Origin of the sequence: Mucilaginibacter oryzae (assembly GCF_003148845.1) — a bacterium.
Taxonomy (GTDB): Bacteria; Bacteroidota; Bacteroidia; order Sphingobacteriales; family Sphingobacteriaceae; genus Mucilaginibacter; species Mucilaginibacter oryzae.
Window position 1 is genome coordinate 46803 of record NZ_QGHA01000011.1, and the last position, 17393, is coordinate 64195.

At 54.0% G+C, this 17393-nt stretch carries 11 protein-coding genes; all 11 read left to right on the forward strand.

Translation table 11 applies throughout. The annotated features are described in order from the left end of the window. The first annotated feature begins 9 nt into the window (after positions 1-9). The 11 genes from LX99_RS20995 (at position 10) to LX99_RS21045 (ending at position 17368) form a co-directional block, all read left to right on the forward strand. Positions 10-4938 (forward strand): hypothetical protein, encoded by a 4929-nt coding sequence (locus LX99_RS20995; RefSeq protein ID WP_146203184.1) that lies wholly within the window; start codon positions 10-12, stop codon positions 4936-4938. Between the two features lie 75 nt (positions 4939-5013). Further along, positions 5014-5361: a collagen-like protein gene (locus LX99_RS26315; protein ID WP_211319069.1), complete on the forward strand. Its 348-nt coding sequence runs from the start codon at positions 5014-5016 to the stop codon at positions 5359-5361. Then, on the forward strand, positions 5361-5786 hold the full coding sequence (locus LX99_RS21005; protein WP_109609614.1) for a hypothetical protein: 426 nt from the start codon (positions 5361-5363) through the stop codon (positions 5784-5786). Before LX99_RS26315 ends, LX99_RS21005 begins: the two co-directional genes overlap by 1 nt. 95 nt (positions 5787-5881) lie before the next feature. Next, on the forward strand, positions 5882-7648 hold the full coding sequence (locus tag LX99_RS21010; protein ID WP_146203185.1) for a hypothetical protein: 1767 nt from the start codon (positions 5882-5884) through the stop codon (positions 7646-7648). An 849-nt stretch (positions 7649-8497) separates the two neighbouring features. Continuing rightward, positions 8498-9016 (forward strand): hypothetical protein, encoded by a 519-nt coding sequence (locus LX99_RS21015; protein ID WP_146203186.1) that lies wholly within the window; start codon positions 8498-8500, stop codon positions 9014-9016. Between the two features lie 272 nt (positions 9017-9288). Beyond that, complete coding sequence (locus LX99_RS21020; protein WP_109609617.1) at positions 9289-9606, forward strand: DUF4134 domain-containing protein; 318 nt, start codon at positions 9289-9291, stop codon at positions 9604-9606. Positions 9607-9617: 11 nt separating this feature from the next. Then, positions 9618-10049 (forward strand): hypothetical protein, encoded by a 432-nt coding sequence (locus LX99_RS21025; protein WP_109609618.1) that lies wholly within the window; start codon positions 9618-9620, stop codon positions 10047-10049. Between the two features lie 44 nt (positions 10050-10093). Next, positions 10094-15703 (forward strand): helicase-related protein, encoded by a 5610-nt coding sequence (locus tag LX99_RS21030; RefSeq protein ID WP_109609619.1) that lies wholly within the window; start codon positions 10094-10096, stop codon positions 15701-15703. After that, positions 15700-16194 (forward strand): hypothetical protein, encoded by a 495-nt coding sequence (locus tag LX99_RS21035; RefSeq protein WP_109609620.1) that lies wholly within the window; start codon positions 15700-15702, stop codon positions 16192-16194. Before LX99_RS21030 ends, LX99_RS21035 begins: the two co-directional genes overlap by 4 nt. A gap of 48 nt (positions 16195-16242) precedes the next feature. Continuing rightward, entirely contained in the window at positions 16243-16584 is a 342-nt protein-coding gene (locus tag LX99_RS21040; protein WP_109609621.1) for a DUF4133 domain-containing protein, read from the forward strand. After that, entirely contained in the window at positions 16574-17368 is a 795-nt protein-coding gene (locus tag LX99_RS21045) for a hypothetical protein (protein WP_109609622.1), read from the forward strand. Before LX99_RS21040 ends, LX99_RS21045 begins: the two co-directional genes overlap by 11 nt. Positions 17369-17393 lie beyond the last annotated feature (25 nt).

Sequence of the window (17393 nt, forward strand, 5' to 3'; positions counted from 1 at the left end):
AATAAACCTATGCCGGATCAAAATAACCAATACGTCTTCTGCGCAGATTACAGCAGCATGGCCTCCTGCCTGGCCGCGATCTACGCCGACAAAACAGCCGGGCTTTACCAGGCGGACCAGGCCCTGCTGGATAAGCTCAACACCTTTGAAAATGACCTGCTGAAGAAATTATATCAACGCGTCATCACCGTCCTCGGGGTCATCGAGGGAGCAGCCGATCCCGATATTTTACAGTCGGGCGATTTTTACGCCGGGGATTTTTACAGCCTCGATTTCCTGACCGGGTACCAGGAGACCGGGAGCGGCTTCAGCTCGCAATTCCAGACCGTGCTCAATATTTTTGCCCTGCTGTGCAGCAGGGAAGACGAACTGAGCCAGGATATTATCGACAGCATCGCCACGGTTTTCATCCCCGTGCTGGAAGCATTCGGGGAACTGGAGGAAGCCCTCGCGGCGGCCGGTTTCGAGCCCTGCCGGGATACCCCGGTCGCTTATTTTAATAACGCGCCGGAGATCCGGCTGCAGGCGGCCGGATCAGACGGCAGCACAGGGATTGCCGAAGGCATCCTGCTGCGCTGGCTGCTGAACGGCCAGTTGGGTGACCGCCACCTGCCCCAGGGTGATTATGCCAGCAGCCAGGGTTCGGGCTTCAACCTGCCCGATGATTACGTCCGGATTTCGCGCACGCCCTATACGGCCCCGGTCGTTTTCAACCTCGATTTTTCGGCACTGCGCCCGGCCATCAGCGCGTCGGAACCGCGCTGGACGTATATCCTTAACCTGACCCGGGACGGACGTAAATACAGCAATACCGTCATCCTGGAATTCAGGGACGCCGCGGCATACCGTGCGCAACACCTACAGGTTAACCCCTTGCAGGACCCGGCTGGGTTCCTGAAAGGCTACGCCGGGCAGCTGGATATCCGGTTCCGCGACAAAACCGCCTTCCGTTTCGGCTTAACGCTCAGGAAAAGCGGCCAGAGCGCCGCCATACTGAAACTGGCTGCGCTTGCAAGGCCGGATGCGGGAATCACGGGAGATGTGACTGTATTGCGGGACCGGCTGGAAATCCAGGAAACAGAAACGGTAAAAAACTATACCGTGGAAAATATCCGTATCATCAGGCTGCAGACCGACGGCAATGCCTACCCGGCCGTACTCAGCTTCGAGACCTATGACGACTTCCTGAAAAGCAGGGCCGCTAACGCCTGGACGACGGTCGGTTCGGGCTTCGGGCTTTCCCTGGACGACGCGACGGTCTTCAGCAGGCTCGAGGAACACGGGCGCGTGGAGATCGATCAGTCCTGGCCGCAATACCGGGATGGAACTACGTTGCGGGTAACGAACTATCAGGACAAATGGTCGCGCTCGACCGGTGAGGAACCTTCCGTAAAAACCGTCCTGTCCTCGTACCTCTCGCAGAGCCAGTCCGGCATTGACCCCGTGCTGAACGTCAACCCCTTCGGCGGCGATGGCTTTTCGCTGCGCTACATCGATCTGCTGAACCTGCAGGCGGCTGATTATCATTTTGCCCGGATGCTGGGCCTCGGTCACATCGATACACCCGAGGCCGCGCTGAACGACCGATTCGTTTACCGGATGACCTACCGCAACAGGACTTCCCTTTCCGCTGAGATTAAAGATCTTGTTTACCTCAGCCTGCCCGTCGCCAAAAACGACCTCCGTCTGCCGGCAAAGCCCCTGATGCGGCCGGTAAATTACCATTTATCGGTAGAGGGGAGACCAGACGCAGGACAGTTCGACGCCCAAGGCTATAACGTGAGGAACCGGGTACGGCTGGTCAACATCGGGCGCGCCGCTATGGAGTCGGAGATCCCGGACGAGGATTTTTTCAGCAGCGATGTTCCCAACGCGCTTTTCGACCATGGCGCAAATACCTCGGCGGTCTGGTTCGGTCTGGAATACCGTACCGCAGGCGACACCGCCTATGTACTGCCCTATATCACGGACGACCAGGCCGGAGAAGGTCGTGTTTACACCGCTTACAACAGCGCCTATCACGCGGCACACGGAACAGATGCCCCCGAAACGGTGCTTTTGCAGGACAATGAAGACAGCCTTTTCCTCCACCTCGAAAAAAATGCGGGCATACACGAATACGCGATTTACGGCGTGGATCTTTTCTCGAGGGCTTCCGAACTCAGCGAAGCCGTACAGACCGATGAAACCGTTTTCCCTCCGGACAACCAGCTTCGCCCGCCAACAGAGCTTACCGTACAATATATTCAAAAGGAAAACACGCCGGTATTCACTGCGGAACGGGAACAGACCTGGCTGGCCGCCCGCGACGCCGCATTCCCCGGCCAGGATACCGCTTTTACCCGGCTGACCTTCAACTGGGTGGATATCAAGGATGTCAGCGGTCTTGATCCCGCCGTGCCGGATTATCTCAGCGAGGTGATCAAAGGAAACCGGGCCGGTATACTTTACCGCCCGACAGCTCCGCTGCAGTTGTCCGGCCTGGTCCGGAACGTGACGGAGCTTACGGAGACGAGCGTTCAGGTTACCACGGCCGCCTACACTTTACTGGACGGCAGCACGCAACAACCGGCAATCGGGGATACCGACTTCGGCCGCTTTACCGGCAGCCTGCTGCTGACGGATAAGGGCCCGTATGAGGTGCTCTCCGTCACCAGGCAGCCCGGCGGGACCGGCAGTTCAGCAGGACTGGTACTGACCTTAGCGAAAAATAAGGTAACTGAAATGGCTGACGAAGATCCGGAAAACCCGGGTTCGACCGCAACGCGATATTATTACGTAGCTCCTTCGGCAGGAGGCCGGTTTACCCTCATGGAAAACCTTTCCGAAGCCACCAACTGGCAGCAGGTCCGCGCAGAGATCCCGCTTATCGATCACAGCGATCCCGCCGCGCCTGTCATCGATACGATCTATGACGAACAGGGCAAAGCTTCGAGATTCTGGATCGGCGGCATCCATGCACAGGCCACGGTAAGCCTGGCCCGGGACAATGATGACCAGGTGTTGCCGGGGTATTACCTTATCACCTGTGCCCAGGGCACGGTATTACCGCCGCACCCACAGGGAACATCTTTCGATCCCGCGGCCCTGAGCCCGCAGGAACCGCATACACCCTACGTGGAATGGTATAATGGCCGGATTTTCCTGCCGCTGCCGGGCAACAGCGGTGAAAAGAAAGCCGTAGATGTTGTGGGCATCAAAAACATCGCCCCACTTACTTTATATGCCTATGATCCGGGCTTTCAAACCGGGGACCGTCCCGTTTTAACGGAGAACGACCCGCAAAGGTCAATGACCGTCAATTACCATCCCGGATACCGTGCCTACCTGATGACCGAACCGGCCCCGGATCAACTGAACGCGGGAAACCTGTTGCCGGCGCCGGGCGCGAATGACAAAAAATCGATGCTGGCCGTACAAACCCTTCGCCGGGAGACCGGGCAACCGACCTATAGTTCGTCCGTGTCCCTCCCCGCGGTATTGCTGGCACTGCGGATCCAGGTGCCGCTGCCGCCGGAAAGACCACAGGCAGCTACCCTGAAAGTCCGCCCGGACGCAACCGGAAGAGCGGCCTTTACCTTCGACCTTCCGGTGCTTCCGGAAAACGGCGAGCAAAAACACGAGCCATTCGGCTGGACTTTTTACCGTACCCATCACGAACTGGTGCTCCGCAGCCTGTACCAGCCGGGCACCGTAAACGACATCCTGAGCGCACTCGGAAGTTTTACCAGCGATCCGTTCTTTGCTGACCGCTATATCAGCCTGCTGGAACAGCAGTTCGATCCGTCGGCCTCGGGGGTATTTAAGCAATACCCGGTCACCGCCGCCGATGGTTCGGAAGCGGTATATGGCTTCCCTGTACCCGACCTGCCGGAACTGCAGCTGGACGGAAACGGGAACGTGCTATCACCGGACTCAGCGGAAAGAATAGCCCGGTATGAACGCGCCATCCATAAAACACTGATGCCGCTGACGGAGCAGACACCGATATTAGCTTATATCAAGACCGGTAAGCAGACTGAAAACCACCCGCCGGCGATCAGGACCGCGGACAACAAACTGATGAATTTCGGTGATCCCGGATTTGACGCTTTTCCGATGATCAGGCAGTACCAGGGAGCTTCAGGAAGCTATTTTATCCGTTTTACGGACTATACGCTTCGCGGTTCGGCACGCTTCCTCTATTTTTATGTAGCGGCCGAGGTAACCAACCGGCTGGAAATCGGCCCGCTTGGCGGCTTCACCGGCCCTGTAACCGTGCTGAACACGATCCCCGGTGAGGCACCGGTAGTCCGTTCCTACAGTACTGGTCTGAACGACGGCGAGGGAGACAGCCCGGTTAAGGTTACGTTCAGGCTTTCACCTCATCCGGCCTATGATACGGTAACCGGGGTACGGTTATTCCGGACGACTGATCCTTCTAAAACCTGGACCCTCGCGGCGATGGGCAGTGCCCTTGATGCCACGCTCATCAGGGACCCGCAAACAGGGGGACTGACGGTCACCGACAACTTTGCCGGCCTGAGCCCCCTTCCGCTGGGCGAGACCATCTATTACCGCCTGGCCTTCATCCGGCAGATCATCAACGAAGCAAACCAGGCCGAGGAGATCCTTTCTCTTGGATCAGAGGTACAGGAAATCCGGCTGATCGATTCGTTTAACCCGGAAACACCTGAGCTGAGCTATGACGAGTCGGACGGAAGCCTGCACTGGCAGCCTACAGCGAACAAAGGCACCTATTACCTTTATCAGCAAAACAGCAGGGGGAACTGGCAGGTCATCAGCCGCATTGATAATGCCGATAACGGAGACATGTCTTTTCCGGTTATTTTACCCGGACCCGACGCTGAAGGAAACCCGGTCTACAGCCGGTTCAAAGTAAAAGCGCAGAACGCTTCGGGCCTGTTCAGCCTGACGGACAAGGAACTGACCGTTTGATCAGCCTTTTATATGTTTTGAAACCAGTTTAAAAGAAGAAATCAATCTATCATTTATACCTAAAACAATGATGCCATGGCACTATTAACAGATGAACAAATCGACGAGGCGATCATATCCTCAGGGCCTTTCAACCCTGCGCTGAACAAAACGCAGGGCGCCAAACTCAGACAGCTCCTAAAAGATTTCCGGGACAACATAACAGCGGAGATCAATAACCACGCCGGGACGCCGGGCCCCGCCGGGCCGGAAGGCCCGCAAGGACCACAAGGGGAGACCGGCGCTCAGGGACCGGCCGGGCCCAAAGGAGATGCCGGCGCTCAGGGTCCCGCCGGACCGAAAGGGGACACCGGCGCTCAGGGTCCGGCAGGTCCGGGCGGCACAAGTAAAGCATCGTTTAACTTTTATCAAACTATAATCTAATGAATACATCATCCAATCAATTATCCTTTACGACGCTTACTGCCGATTATCCCGCAGTAAGGATTCCATCCGGTACAGCGGCCAATACAGCGACCCTGATCACCCAGGGCGCATCGAATGCCAGCGTACTCCTTGACCTGCTCTTCAGAAGCCTGGATACATCGAATGCGCGTCTTTTTGATATCTATATCGGTGTAAACACAACGCCCGAAAATAATATCGTTCAGATCAGCGTACCCGCCAACTCCGGCAACAACGGGGTAACTTCTATTTGTTCACTGGCCGGGCTCGTGCCTGCGATCTTTGACCTCGACCTTGCCGGGAACCGCGTAATCACCCTGGAAAGCGGCATGCAGGTTTACGTAGTTAACAAGACTGCGCTCAGCGCGGATATGTATGTCCGCGCGAAACGCAGGAATTTCTAATTGTTTTGCCCGGGGCCGGAGAAAGCTCTTGCCCCGGGCCGAATTTAAAACGCAATCAAATGATTTCAGCAGTGAATTCAGCTCCCGTACATATTATGTACCTTCGAAAAAAAAACACCTGGTACACGCTCCGGGATGGCAACTGGAGCGACCCGAACACCTGGAGCAGCAACGGCCGTCATGCCCACAATTTCCCACAGGCAGGCGACAATGTCGTAATCAGCCACAACGTTATACTGGATAATCCGGTGTACATTAATTATGCGTACAGTATCAACGACCTGACCGTGACCGGGAAACTGACCGTCAAAGGAGCCGGTACAACCGTCAGCATCCGCGGCAATTTATACGCCGATACCGGTACCATCGACCTGAGCGGGTCCTCCGCTTCCTTTAATCTCTGGGGCCCGGTAACCAACTTTGGTACGCTCATCCCGGGTACGGCTTCTTATGTAGGCTACTGGGGCAACTGTACCCAGTATATCAGTAAGCCGGTGAATGGTGATTATAATTTCCTGTATATCACCAACGGAGCTTATGTAAACGGCAGCCCGATAACCACAAAATACCTGATGTATGATATCAAGGATGTTGCCATGGTCACCGTATACCTCACCAGCCTGGAGATCGGTGACCATAATGTTGAATTCAACGCCTGTAGCTTTGGAAACTCATCCGGGACGGTTACGGCCGCATTAAGCAGAAAAGGGACAGGAACCACGGTCATCAAGGGCCTTTGCAGCGGTATCAGTTATATCGATGTTGGTAATAATCCCCTGGAATTCCGGGGCGGCATCACCGCCGGGGTGGCCGCGGTAATCAATGCTTCTGAAATACGTTTCACCACAAACAATCAGACTTTTAAAGGGATACTCAGCACAACCGCCACAACGCCGATCATCATCGGCAGCGGCGTGACACTTACCCTGGACGGCACGAATACGAATACCTGGCTGACCCTGCTATCGACCATCAACGGCACGGATTCGACCAGCATCCTCAATTGTAACCCTACATCTTACCTTATATTGAAAGGCGCTCCCACAGATCCCATGGTTACCGGCGTATGGCAAGCCGCAGGCTCTGTCTACTATAGCTTTGGCAGCGGGAGCTTTACCATCAAAAAACCCACTTATGTCGAGTTGAATATTTATGATTCCGCTCAATGCACTTATACGGCAGGAACGGACATTACCGCCGCTTCGGTCAATTTCTGGAAATCGAACCTGGAACTTTCCAGCTATAACCTCGTCGTGAACGGAGCTGCCGCCCTATCCGGTTTCCAGCTCAGCAGGAACGGTAGCGGGAATACGGTTATCAAAGGACTGTTAACCTATTCCGCAGCAGCGGCGATCCTGCTGGGGAATAATACCCTCGAGTTGCAAAACGGCCTGACCACACCGGGCGTACAGGATACCTATACCTGGAACCTCGGTAACCTGCTGATCAGCACCCGGGACCAAACCTGGAACATGACCAGTGTCTGGACTAACCTGACGGTCATCAACGGAAATGTCCGGGTAGCCTCCGGCGTAAAGCTTACCAACCTGGCCAACCTGACCCTTAACGGAGCGCTGGTGGCGGAAGATGCGACTGCGACGCTGGAAAACCAAAAACTGATCGAATATGATTATGCCCAGGAGCCGATGTCAGGCGGGGGGCTTATCTGCAATACGGTCGCCAATACTTTTATTTATGGCAAATCCGGTGCGCAGGATATTAAGGCCGGCAACTATCGGACGCTGACATTGAAGGGGAGCGGAATCAAGAAACTGCTCGGCAACGTCAATGTACAGACTAGCTATACCCTTTCGTCTCCGGCAACCCTTGACAACAACGGCTTCACGCTCACGCACCCCTGAGATGTGTAAAAGCCCAAAAGATCATTTTATGCTTTCGCTTAATAACAAGAACGGAGTTTAAGAGCACATACGAGAGCTAAGTCCCGGTATGGGCTTGTTTTGATTTAACCTTCAACCGGCCGGTTATCCCGCGCATCAACCTAAAAAAGCTTACAATAGCCTGATCAAAAAACATTGTTTATTGCTGTATCGGGCTATGGATAACGCCTTTCGTTATCCATAGCCCGATCTTTTTTTGATCCTTTTCTTAAGTTCGCAGATTAACCGCCATAACCTCGATCAATTAGGTCTTTTGTAAAATCCTTTCCCAAATTAGCGACAGCACCGTCATATGATTCATTCTTTCTGTAGGTGTCTTTAGATCTGTATGTACACCATACACGGCGCTGGATTTCTTGAACATCACCCGGATAACTACCCGGTAATCGCCTTGGTTGGCTAGAACGTACACATTAGAACAATCTCATATCCATGCGGCGGGGACAGCAGAAGTTAGTATTACGGATCAATGTAAGCTTCGGCGCCAGCAGGGCCGTCGGCATATGGAAGATCGATCTGCCTAGTTACCAGTAATGATATCCCGGGCGGACGAGGACAAGCCATTAAAAATCATTAAACGCGGCGGGTTTGGATTCGGAAATTGCGTTGCATCGTGAACGTATTAAGTTGCCCTGATTTCATCATAACCAAAGTTTCTCTAAAGTTCTCCGCTTGTTTTTTTATTTTATAACTAATTCATTTTCAATAGACTTCAAAAGTTGCACTAAGACTGCAACATCAAGTTGAAGTTTATTCGCTTTGCCTATTCCCGCAACTTTGTCTCAACAAAACGAATTAAAAAGCAAAGCCATGAACCAGCTATTTCACCATGTCACCTGGAACCAATACCTGACCGCCGCCCTGATTGCCTCCATCATTTACTACCTGTTCGTCTTCCTGCGCTGCTACCGGCCTGAACTGCAAAAACTGAAAGAACGCCTGAATTCCCACGGCGCTCATGATGATCCGTTCCAGGATCTGAACTACCCCGAGGAAGGGGAGACGGCTGACATCGTAACCAGCTGTTCGGATAAGTCAAGCGACCAGCCTCATGAAGCCGGGACACCACAGGCGAACGATCACCACAATCAGGAACCCGCGCCGTCCGACATCCTCGGTGAAAGACTTAAAGCCATCATCGGGCGCGCGGCCGGCAAACCCTATGCCCCGGCCGTCTTGATACCCCAACTAAAGCAACTCTTACAGGAACCCCACACCTTCAGCGACGCGGAAAAGGCAGCTATCAGCCACCTCATCGTCGCCCAATGTGAAGATACCGGCACCGGTCTGCTAACCAAAGAAGAAGTCGATCAGTGGTGGGAGCGTTAGCAGGCGCCGCTCTTCCGTCCCGCTCCCCGCTTAAGGCCGGGACGGGGCAACGGAAGATAATCCAACCACAAACCGAATTGCTGACCGCACGCCCCGGCGCCAAGCGCCAACCAGGCTGAGCCGACCCACGGGGAAACGACGGCAGCACCTTTCCTGCCCCTCCCGGACAATCCGGGAGCGGGTAAGGGAGAACCATGACCGAGAAGACCAAAAGCTTAAAGCGCAAAGCAGAAGTCAATCAGCTGAAAATAAATAGAAAACGATAAGTGAAAATGAAAAAGTGCAAGAGAAACATCGTCAAGGCAGCCGCCGTCTGCGGTCTGCTCATTACTCAGACCCTTATTGCCAGGGCACAGGACGGCAATGCCGGCATCCAGCAGGCCAACACCCAGGTCAGGAGCTATTTTGAAAGCGGGACTAACCTCATGTATGCCATCGGTGCCATCGTCGGCCTGATCGGCGCCGTGAAAGTGTACCAAAAATGGAATGCCGGCGATCAGGACACCTCCAAGGTTGCCGCCGCCTGGTTCGGCTCCTGCATCTTCCTCGTGGTCGTGGCCACCATTATCAAATCATTCTTCGGCATCTAAACTCGGTAGCTATGAAAACACAACTCATTAAACAGCTGCATCATTACCTGCTGCATAACCATACCGACCTGCTCATCGCTTTGCAGGAAGAACACCGGCTGGAGCATTACCTGAAGCAAAAAGTGGAATCGGTTAACGACCTGTTGGCACAGCTACAGGAAGAAAAGCGCCCTGCCTACGTCATTGAAGCGCTTTGCCTCGAAGAACTCACCCGCGACCTGCGGCCCTCGCGCTTCAACTATATGCGTGAACTGCTGGAGGCCGAGTTTGAGACGGACTACAAGCGCATGCTCAGCAGCGGTATCCTCACCTACGAACTCATCAACCTGATCGGTGCCTGCGAACCCATTTTCGAGGTCTTCGCCTTTGGTGAGGAGAACGAAGACAGCGCTGATCTGAAACACGCGATCATGGGCATGATCGCCGAATACCTGGACAGATAAGCAAAAAGCAGAAAGCAAGAAAACTACATCAGCGAAAACAACTCATGGCATTTAACGCGCTACAGCAACTCCGCAGCAATATCGAGGCGATCCGCATCGCGCTCGCTTTCCGTCCCGGCGACCAGCTGGACGAAAAGCAGGCGGAGACGCTGGGCGCCTATGCCGGCTTCGGTGGTTTGAAAGCCGTATTGTTCCCGGAAGCACCCGTGGAAGAATGGAAGAAGCAGAATGCCTCAAAGAATGACCTGCGCCTGTACCCGTCCATGATGGAATTGCATGGCCTGCTCCGAAAGGAACTCGGCGCTATCGATCACCAGGCTGCCGTTGATTCCATCCGCAACAGCGTGAATACCGCCTTTTATACACCGGCTTTTGTGCCCCGGACGCTCTACCGCGTGCTGGAAGCCCACGGCATCCGCCCACAGCGGATGTACGAACCCAGCAGCGGCGCGGGTATCTTTATCAGCGAAGCCGCCCAAGCTTTCCCGGATCTACAGCAGGTCACCGCTATAGAAAAAGATATCCTGACTGGCAAGGTGCTCATCGCGCTGGCCTCCACTTTCTCGGTGCCCGTTGAAGTGCAAATCAAAGCGCTGGAGAAAACCGATAACAGTGAAAATGGCCGGTATGATCTGATCGCCAGCAATGTGCCTTTCGGCAATATCGCCGTCTTTGACCCGGCCTACCCGGAGAAAAGCCTGAATAGCAAGATCCATAGTTATTTTTTTGCCAAAGGGCTGGACAAACTCGCCGAAGGCGGCATCCTGGCTTTTATGACCAGCGATGCTTTCCTGAACGCGCCGACGAACAGGGCTGCCCGCGAGCATCTGTTCAACCGGGCTAATTTCATCAGCCTGACCGTATTGCCCGATAACCTGATGCTGGATAATGCCAACACCTATGCGCCCAGCCACCTGCTGATCGTGCAAAAGCATACCGCCAAAACGGAGCTGACCGTGGACGAGCAAATGCTGCTCAATACCGCTTTGCAGCGCAATGAATTCGGCGAGTACCACATCAACGAATATTTGCAAACCGTAAAGGCTTACGCTATCGCGGCCGATACGGTACGTGCCGGCAAAGATCAGTACGGGCAGGCGCATGAAGCGCACTGGCAAAGCGGTGAACTTAGCGGCATCGCTGAAAAGATCGAAGAAACCATCAGCGACGGGCTAAGCAACTGGTTCGACCGCGAGGCCTTTGACCGGGCGCAAAAATCAGTGCAACAACTACCGGTCGGCAACAGCACCGAAGAGGAAACGGAAAAGCCACAGTTGACTTACCTGCCCATGCCGGAAGCCAGAGCGGTAGCCGTTTCCGTGCAGCTTGGCCTGTTCGACAGCCAGCCTGCCGAAACGGTTAACCGGGCGATGGATCACCTGACCGATATGGACCGTGCAGCGGTCATTATGGAAACCGTCCGCTCCATCGGGGTGGTCAAGACCCGTGATAATGACCAACAGGAATGTGTCCTGCTGGTCACCGCCAAATTGCAGCAAGGCAGGCAATATGCTTACAAGCTGTTTTCCACTGTACAGGAGATCCAAGTTCCCTTAGCCTGGCTCAACGGTAACCAGTTCAGCCGTGAAGTTGCGGCGCTCCGTGAAAAACTGGGCCAATACGGTCATGAATTCTTTTTCGAGGGCGACCAAAGCTTAAAGGGCTTATTCCAATTTGAAAAGCAGGCAACCGTTTGGTTCCGGGGGCTTTTGCCCCATCACCAGGAAGGCAGCCTGGTCATCGAAGGATTAAGAGTCGGCAACATCAGCAACCTGGAGCCCGACCGTAACCGCGCGGTCTTTGAGCCGCTGGCCGATCAAAAGCACGCGCTGTTTTACCGCGCCTACCTGCGGCTGCGCGACGGCTATTATGAACTATACGCGAAAGAAGCGGAAGCCTTACGGGAGCTCCCTGTACTGCGGGAGCAACTGAACCGGGCTTATAGCGATTTCGAGCAACGATACGGGGAACTGAACCGCCCAGCGAATCGCCGCCTGATCCTGGCCGATGAAAAGGACGGCTTCAAAATGCTGGCCTCGCTGGAAACCCGCGAGGGTACCGATTACCGCGCCGCCGATATTTTAAACGGTCCGGTCTTTCAAAGAACGGAAGTATTTAAAACAGATGACCCCGTATCCGCCCTGGCCCGCAGCCTGAACGATCATGGAAAGGTCGACATCGGGTTTATCAGTGAAGCGACCGGCCTGAGCGCAGAAGAAGCGATCATTAGCCTGCACAGCCATATTTTTATGAACCCGGCTAACCGGGCATGGGAAACCCGCGATGCTTATTTGAGCGGTAACGTGGTAGAGAAGCTGGACACCGCGCGTAACATAGCCGCTGCCCATCCCGACGATCCGGAGATCAAACGCAGCCTGAACGCTTTGGAAAAAGCACAGCCGGAACCGATCCCGTTTGAACTATTGGACTTTAACTTGGGCGAACGCTGGTTCCCGAACCGTTATTATGAGCGGTTCGCCAGCAGCTTTTTTGGTCTGCCGGTAAGTATTACCTACCTGCCGTCCAGCGACCAGTTCAAAGTAGCGGTCGATGGGACCAACCTGAAGATCACCAAAGAGTTCGCGATCAGGCCGGCACAGGCCACCCGCACTACTTATGGCTACACGCTGCTGGAGCACGCGCTGGAAAATACCACGCCCTATTTCAGCTACGAGGTTAAAATGGGCGACAGTACCAAGCGCTATCCCGATAACGAGGCCATCCAGCTGGCGCACGAAAAGATCGAGCAGATCCGCAACGGCTTTACCAACTGGCTGTATGAGTTGCCGGATATTGAAAAAAAGGAAATCACCGACCTGTATAACCGCACGTTCAACTGTTACGTACTTCGCGAGTTTAGCGGCGATCACCTGCGTTTCCCGGGCCTGGATAAAAAAGCCCTGGGTATCGATGACCTGTACAGTTCGCAAAAGAACGCGGTTTGGCGTATCCTGCAAAACCGGGGCGCGCTGATCGATCATGAAGTAGGGTTGGGTAAAACCCTGACCATGATCGTGGCCGGCCATGAAATGAAGCGTTTAGGTATCGTCCAAAAACCCATGATCCTGGCGCTGAAGGCCAATGTCAACCAGATCGCGGAAACTTACCGCAAGGCTTATCCCGATGCCCGTATCCTTTTTCCCGGCCAGAACGATTTTACACCGGACAAACGCCTACGCATTTTCCATGAGATCAAAAACAATAACTGGGACTGTATCATCCTGACACATGACCAGTTCGGCCGCATCCTGCAATCGCCGGAAGTACAGGCGCAGATCTTCGCCCGCGAGCTGGCCGATGTCACCGAAAACTTAAATACGCTGATTCTGGAAGGCGGCGAAGTGACCCGCCGCGTGCTTAAAGGGCTGGAATTGCGCAAAACCAACCTGGAAGTGAAACTGCAAACGCTGCAGCAGGAGATCAATGAGAAAAAGGACAGCGGCATCAACTTCAAAGAGATGGGCGTCGACCACCTGTTTATCGATGAATCGCATAAATTCAAGAACCTGACCTTTTCCACCCGGCATGACCGAGTGGCCGGTTTGGGCAATACCCTGGGCAGCCAAAAGGCGCTGAACATGTCCTTTGCCATCCGCACCTTGCAGGAGCGTTTCGACAGCGACCTGTGCGTGACCTTTCTGAGCGGCACGCCCATCTCCAATTCGCTGACCGAGATGTTCCTGATCTTTAAATACCTGCGCCCGAAGGAAATGGAGCGCCAGTCCATTGCCAATTTTGATGGCTGGGCAGCGGTATTCGCCAAAAAGACCACAGACTTCGAGTTCTCGGTGACCAACCAGATCATCAGCAAGGAACGCTTCCGGCATTTTATCAAGGTGCCAGAACTGGCGCTGTTCTATAATGAGATCACGGACTATAAAACGGCGAAGCATATCGCGCTGGACAAACCGGAACTCGATGAGCGCCTGATCCATATCAAGCCCAGCGAGCAGCAAAGCGATTTTATCATGCGCCTGATGCGCTTCGCCGAAAGCGGCGATGCCACTTTGATCGGCAGGCCGCCCTTATCCGAGGAAGAAGATAAAGGGCGCATGCTGATCGCCACCAATTATGCCAAAAAAATGGCGGCGGATATGCGCCTGATCGACCCGGCTTACGGCGACCACCCGGATAACAAGGTGAACACCTGCGCACGCCAGCTGGCCGAACTTTACCATGAGAGCACGCCGCACCGCGGTACGCAGATCGTCTTTTGCGATATCGGTACACCGAAACCGCGCGAGTTCAACCTGTATGACGCGCTGAAGGATAAGCTGGTCAATGACCTGAATGTCAAAGCAGGTGAAATTACCTTTATCCATCACTGGACGGATAAGCAGAAACCTGACCTGTTCAAAAAAATGAACCGGGGTGAGATCCGCGTGCTCATTGGTAGTACCGAAAAAGCGGGTACCGGCCTCAATGTACAGCAGCGCGTGATCGCCATGCACCACCTCGATATCCCCTGGAAACCCTCGGAACTGGAACAACGCAACGGCCGTGGCGCGAGACAAGGCAATACCCTGGCCAAACAGCATTATGGCAACAAAGTGCTGAATTTTATCTACGCCGTGGAACAGTCGCTGGACAACTATAAGTTCAACCTGCTGAAAAACAAACAAACGTTCATCAGCCAGATGAAGAACTGCGAACTCAATGTGCGCAGTATCGACGAGGGCTCGGTGGATGAAAACAGCGGGATGAACTTTTCTGAATATATCGCCATCCTTTCCGGCGATACCAGCCTGCTGGAAAAATCCAAGCTGGAGAAAAAGATAGCGGCCCTGGAAAGCTTAAAGACCGCGCACTACCGGGAAAGCAGCCGTTCGCGCTATGCCCTGGAAGACAAACGCAAAGAACAAACCCAAACCGGTCGTGAACTGGAGGTCCTGCAGGCTGACCTCAAAGTCTACCGGGCGAACCTGAAAATGGAAAAGGACGGCACTAAGGCTAATCCCATCCGCCTGGACAAACTCAACAGCGCTGACCCGGTGGCGATCGGCAAATTCCTGGTTTCCAAATACCGCAACTGGCTCCCGGAAAAAGGGATGACCGGCACCACAAAGCTCGGCACTTTATATGGCTTCGATCTCATGATCGAGCGTCATGCCGGCAGTTTCGACTTTGATAAACCCGCCAGCTATTATAATGTGCTGTACGCGACGCGGCCCGAAACCGGCGGCAAATACCTCTACAGCTCCGGTGTGCCCAATGTCGATAACGCCAAAACAGCCGCCCGCTATTACCTCAACGCACTGGATAAAGCCGAAGGACAGGAAGAAAGACTGAAAACCACCTTGGCCGAATTGAACGTGCAGATCCCGCAACTGGAAGCGCTTGTCGGAAAACCCTTTGAGCGGGATGCCGAACTACGGGATATGAAAACCGAACTTACCAGGCTGGAACGCGAGATCGCGCAGCAGATCAAAGCCAAACAACACGCGCAAAATGGAAGCGATGAAGGGCAAACCCCAACACCGCATGGCGAGGAAAAACATAGGATCTCCGCGCCTGAAGCCAAAGTGCTGGAAATGCCTGCCGCAGCCAGTCAAAAACCTTTGGAAGGAAGGACGGCCGCTATCCTCGCGCATAGACAGGAACTCGGTGAAGGGGTTAACGAAACACTTAAAAGAACTAAGGGGGTGCGGATATGAAAACACTGTATTTCGATCATATCCGTTGCCCACTGCACCGCTATACCTTTTCGCTGAAAGCCATCAGGGAATGGGCCGAACGCACCTGTGAAGGCCGGGTGTTTAACCTCTTTGCCGGCGAAACCAAACTGGCGCTGGACGAAACCCGCAACGACCTTAACCAGGCCATGCCCGCCGACCACCACCTGGATGCTTTAGTCTTCTTGCGTGAATGGAAAGGTGAGCAATTTAATACCATACTGCTGGACCCGCCCTATGCTTACCGCAAATCCATGGAACTTTACCAGCGGATGGTGTGCAGCCCTTTCCGCCAATTGAAGGATACGATACCGAACTGCCTGGCACCAGGCGGACTGGTCATCACCTTCGGCTACCATTCCATTGTCATGGGCCGCAAGCGCGGCTTCTGCCTGGAGCGGCTGGCTTTATTCAGTCATGGCGGCGCGATACATGATACCATTGCCAGCGCGGAGCGGTTCACACCACCTTAAAAAGGCGCTTTTGTTTTTTCTCACCAGCCATTTTTAATATTAAGAAACATGAACAACAGCATCTATACCATCAACAAAGGCATTAACAAAAGCATCGAGTTTCGCGGCCTCCGGGCGCAATACATCTGGTATTTCGCCGGACTGGTCATGGGCCTGCTGATCGTATTTGCCACCCTCTATATCCTCGGTGCCGGAACGATCATTGGTATCAGCGTTACCGGCAGCGGCGCCACGTACGGAAGCCTCAAGATCTTCGGCCTGAGCCGTAAGTACGGCAAACACGGCTTGATGAAAGCCGCCGCAAAGAAACGCCTGCCCAGGGTGTTGAAATCCTACAGCCGCCGTTTCTTCCAGCAATTCACCTTTAACCATCAACGCCATGAAAAATAAACTGGAACCCCGGATCATCCGTTTTGAGCAGATCAGCTTTGAGATTGATGTCGACAAGCAGGTGTTAAGGCAAACCAATAAACCTGAACATGAGATCTCCTTTATCACGGATATGGCCGATATGGGCGACCATTACCTGCTGTCCTGGGATACGGAAAAACTGACCGTCAGTCATGATCCTGATAAAGCCGAACCGATCGTCATCGATCAATTGGTTCGGCTTGACCCGGAGGGCATGTGCGCGAAATACGGTATCCCTGTAGAAAAGCTGCAAAACATGCGCGACTTCGAGGTCATTGTGGATCAGGAAGCTTTAAGACAGCGACGGGAGGGCATCCTGCCCGAGATCGACCTGGCCGGTGAACGATTTATCGTCGATCTGCAACTGCATGAGTTAAGGCACGCTAAATATTTCTTCCCGGTCATCAGCCTGAAAAGCTTTGAGCTGACCAACGATGGCTGGAATTACGAAGCTTATTATCATCCGGTGATAAAACAGGTGGTGGAACTCGATCCCAAACTGCTGGAGTTTCCGGAAGGCGTCGTCAAACTGAAGATCCCGAATGAATTGGGTTTGGACCCGGTTGCCACTGCCCGCATGTATGGCATGGATGAGCGCGAGGTTTTGCGCCGTTACCCCATCCAAAAAGGACTAAAAGCTGAGGTCATACCGCTCAGCGAAACCCATATCCCCGCGCTGATCCAGCGGAATAAAGAAGCCCTGCGGCAGGCCCATCAGGAAAACGCCCAAAAGACCAAGCCGCGCCACCGGCCACGGTTTTAATAGCCTCACCCCAAACCCCTCTCCC

Excerpts from the sequence above, each read along its gene's own strand:
- LX99_RS21015 (WP_146203186.1), top strand. The coding sequence starts at position 8,498 with ATGAACCAGCTATTTCACCATGTCACCTGGAACCAATACCTGACCGCC.
- LX99_RS21045 (WP_109609622.1), top strand. The coding sequence starts at position 16,574 with ATGAAAAATAAACTGGAACCCCGGATCATCCGTTTTGAGCAGATCAGC.
- LX99_RS20995 (WP_146203184.1), top strand. The coding sequence starts at position 10 with ATGCCGGATCAAAATAACCAATACGTCTTCTGCGCAGATTACAGCAGC.
- LX99_RS21020 (WP_109609617.1), top strand. The coding sequence starts at position 9,289 with ATGAAAAAGTGCAAGAGAAACATCGTCAAGGCAGCCGCCGTCTGCGGT.
- LX99_RS26315 (WP_211319069.1), top strand. The coding sequence starts at position 5,014 with ATGGCACTATTAACAGATGAACAAATCGACGAGGCGATCATATCCTCA.
- LX99_RS21035 (WP_109609620.1), top strand. The coding sequence starts at position 15,700 with ATGAAAACACTGTATTTCGATCATATCCGTTGCCCACTGCACCGCTAT.
- LX99_RS21025 (WP_109609618.1), top strand. The coding sequence starts at position 9,618 with ATGAAAACACAACTCATTAAACAGCTGCATCATTACCTGCTGCATAAC.
- LX99_RS21030 (WP_109609619.1), top strand. The coding sequence starts at position 10,094 with ATGGCATTTAACGCGCTACAGCAACTCCGCAGCAATATCGAGGCGATC.
- LX99_RS21005 (WP_109609614.1), top strand. The coding sequence starts at position 5,361 with ATGAATACATCATCCAATCAATTATCCTTTACGACGCTTACTGCCGAT.
- LX99_RS21010 (WP_146203185.1), top strand. The coding sequence starts at position 5,882 with ATGTACCTTCGAAAAAAAAACACCTGGTACACGCTCCGGGATGGCAAC.
- LX99_RS21040 (WP_109609621.1), top strand. The coding sequence starts at position 16,243 with ATGAACAACAGCATCTATACCATCAACAAAGGCATTAACAAAAGCATC.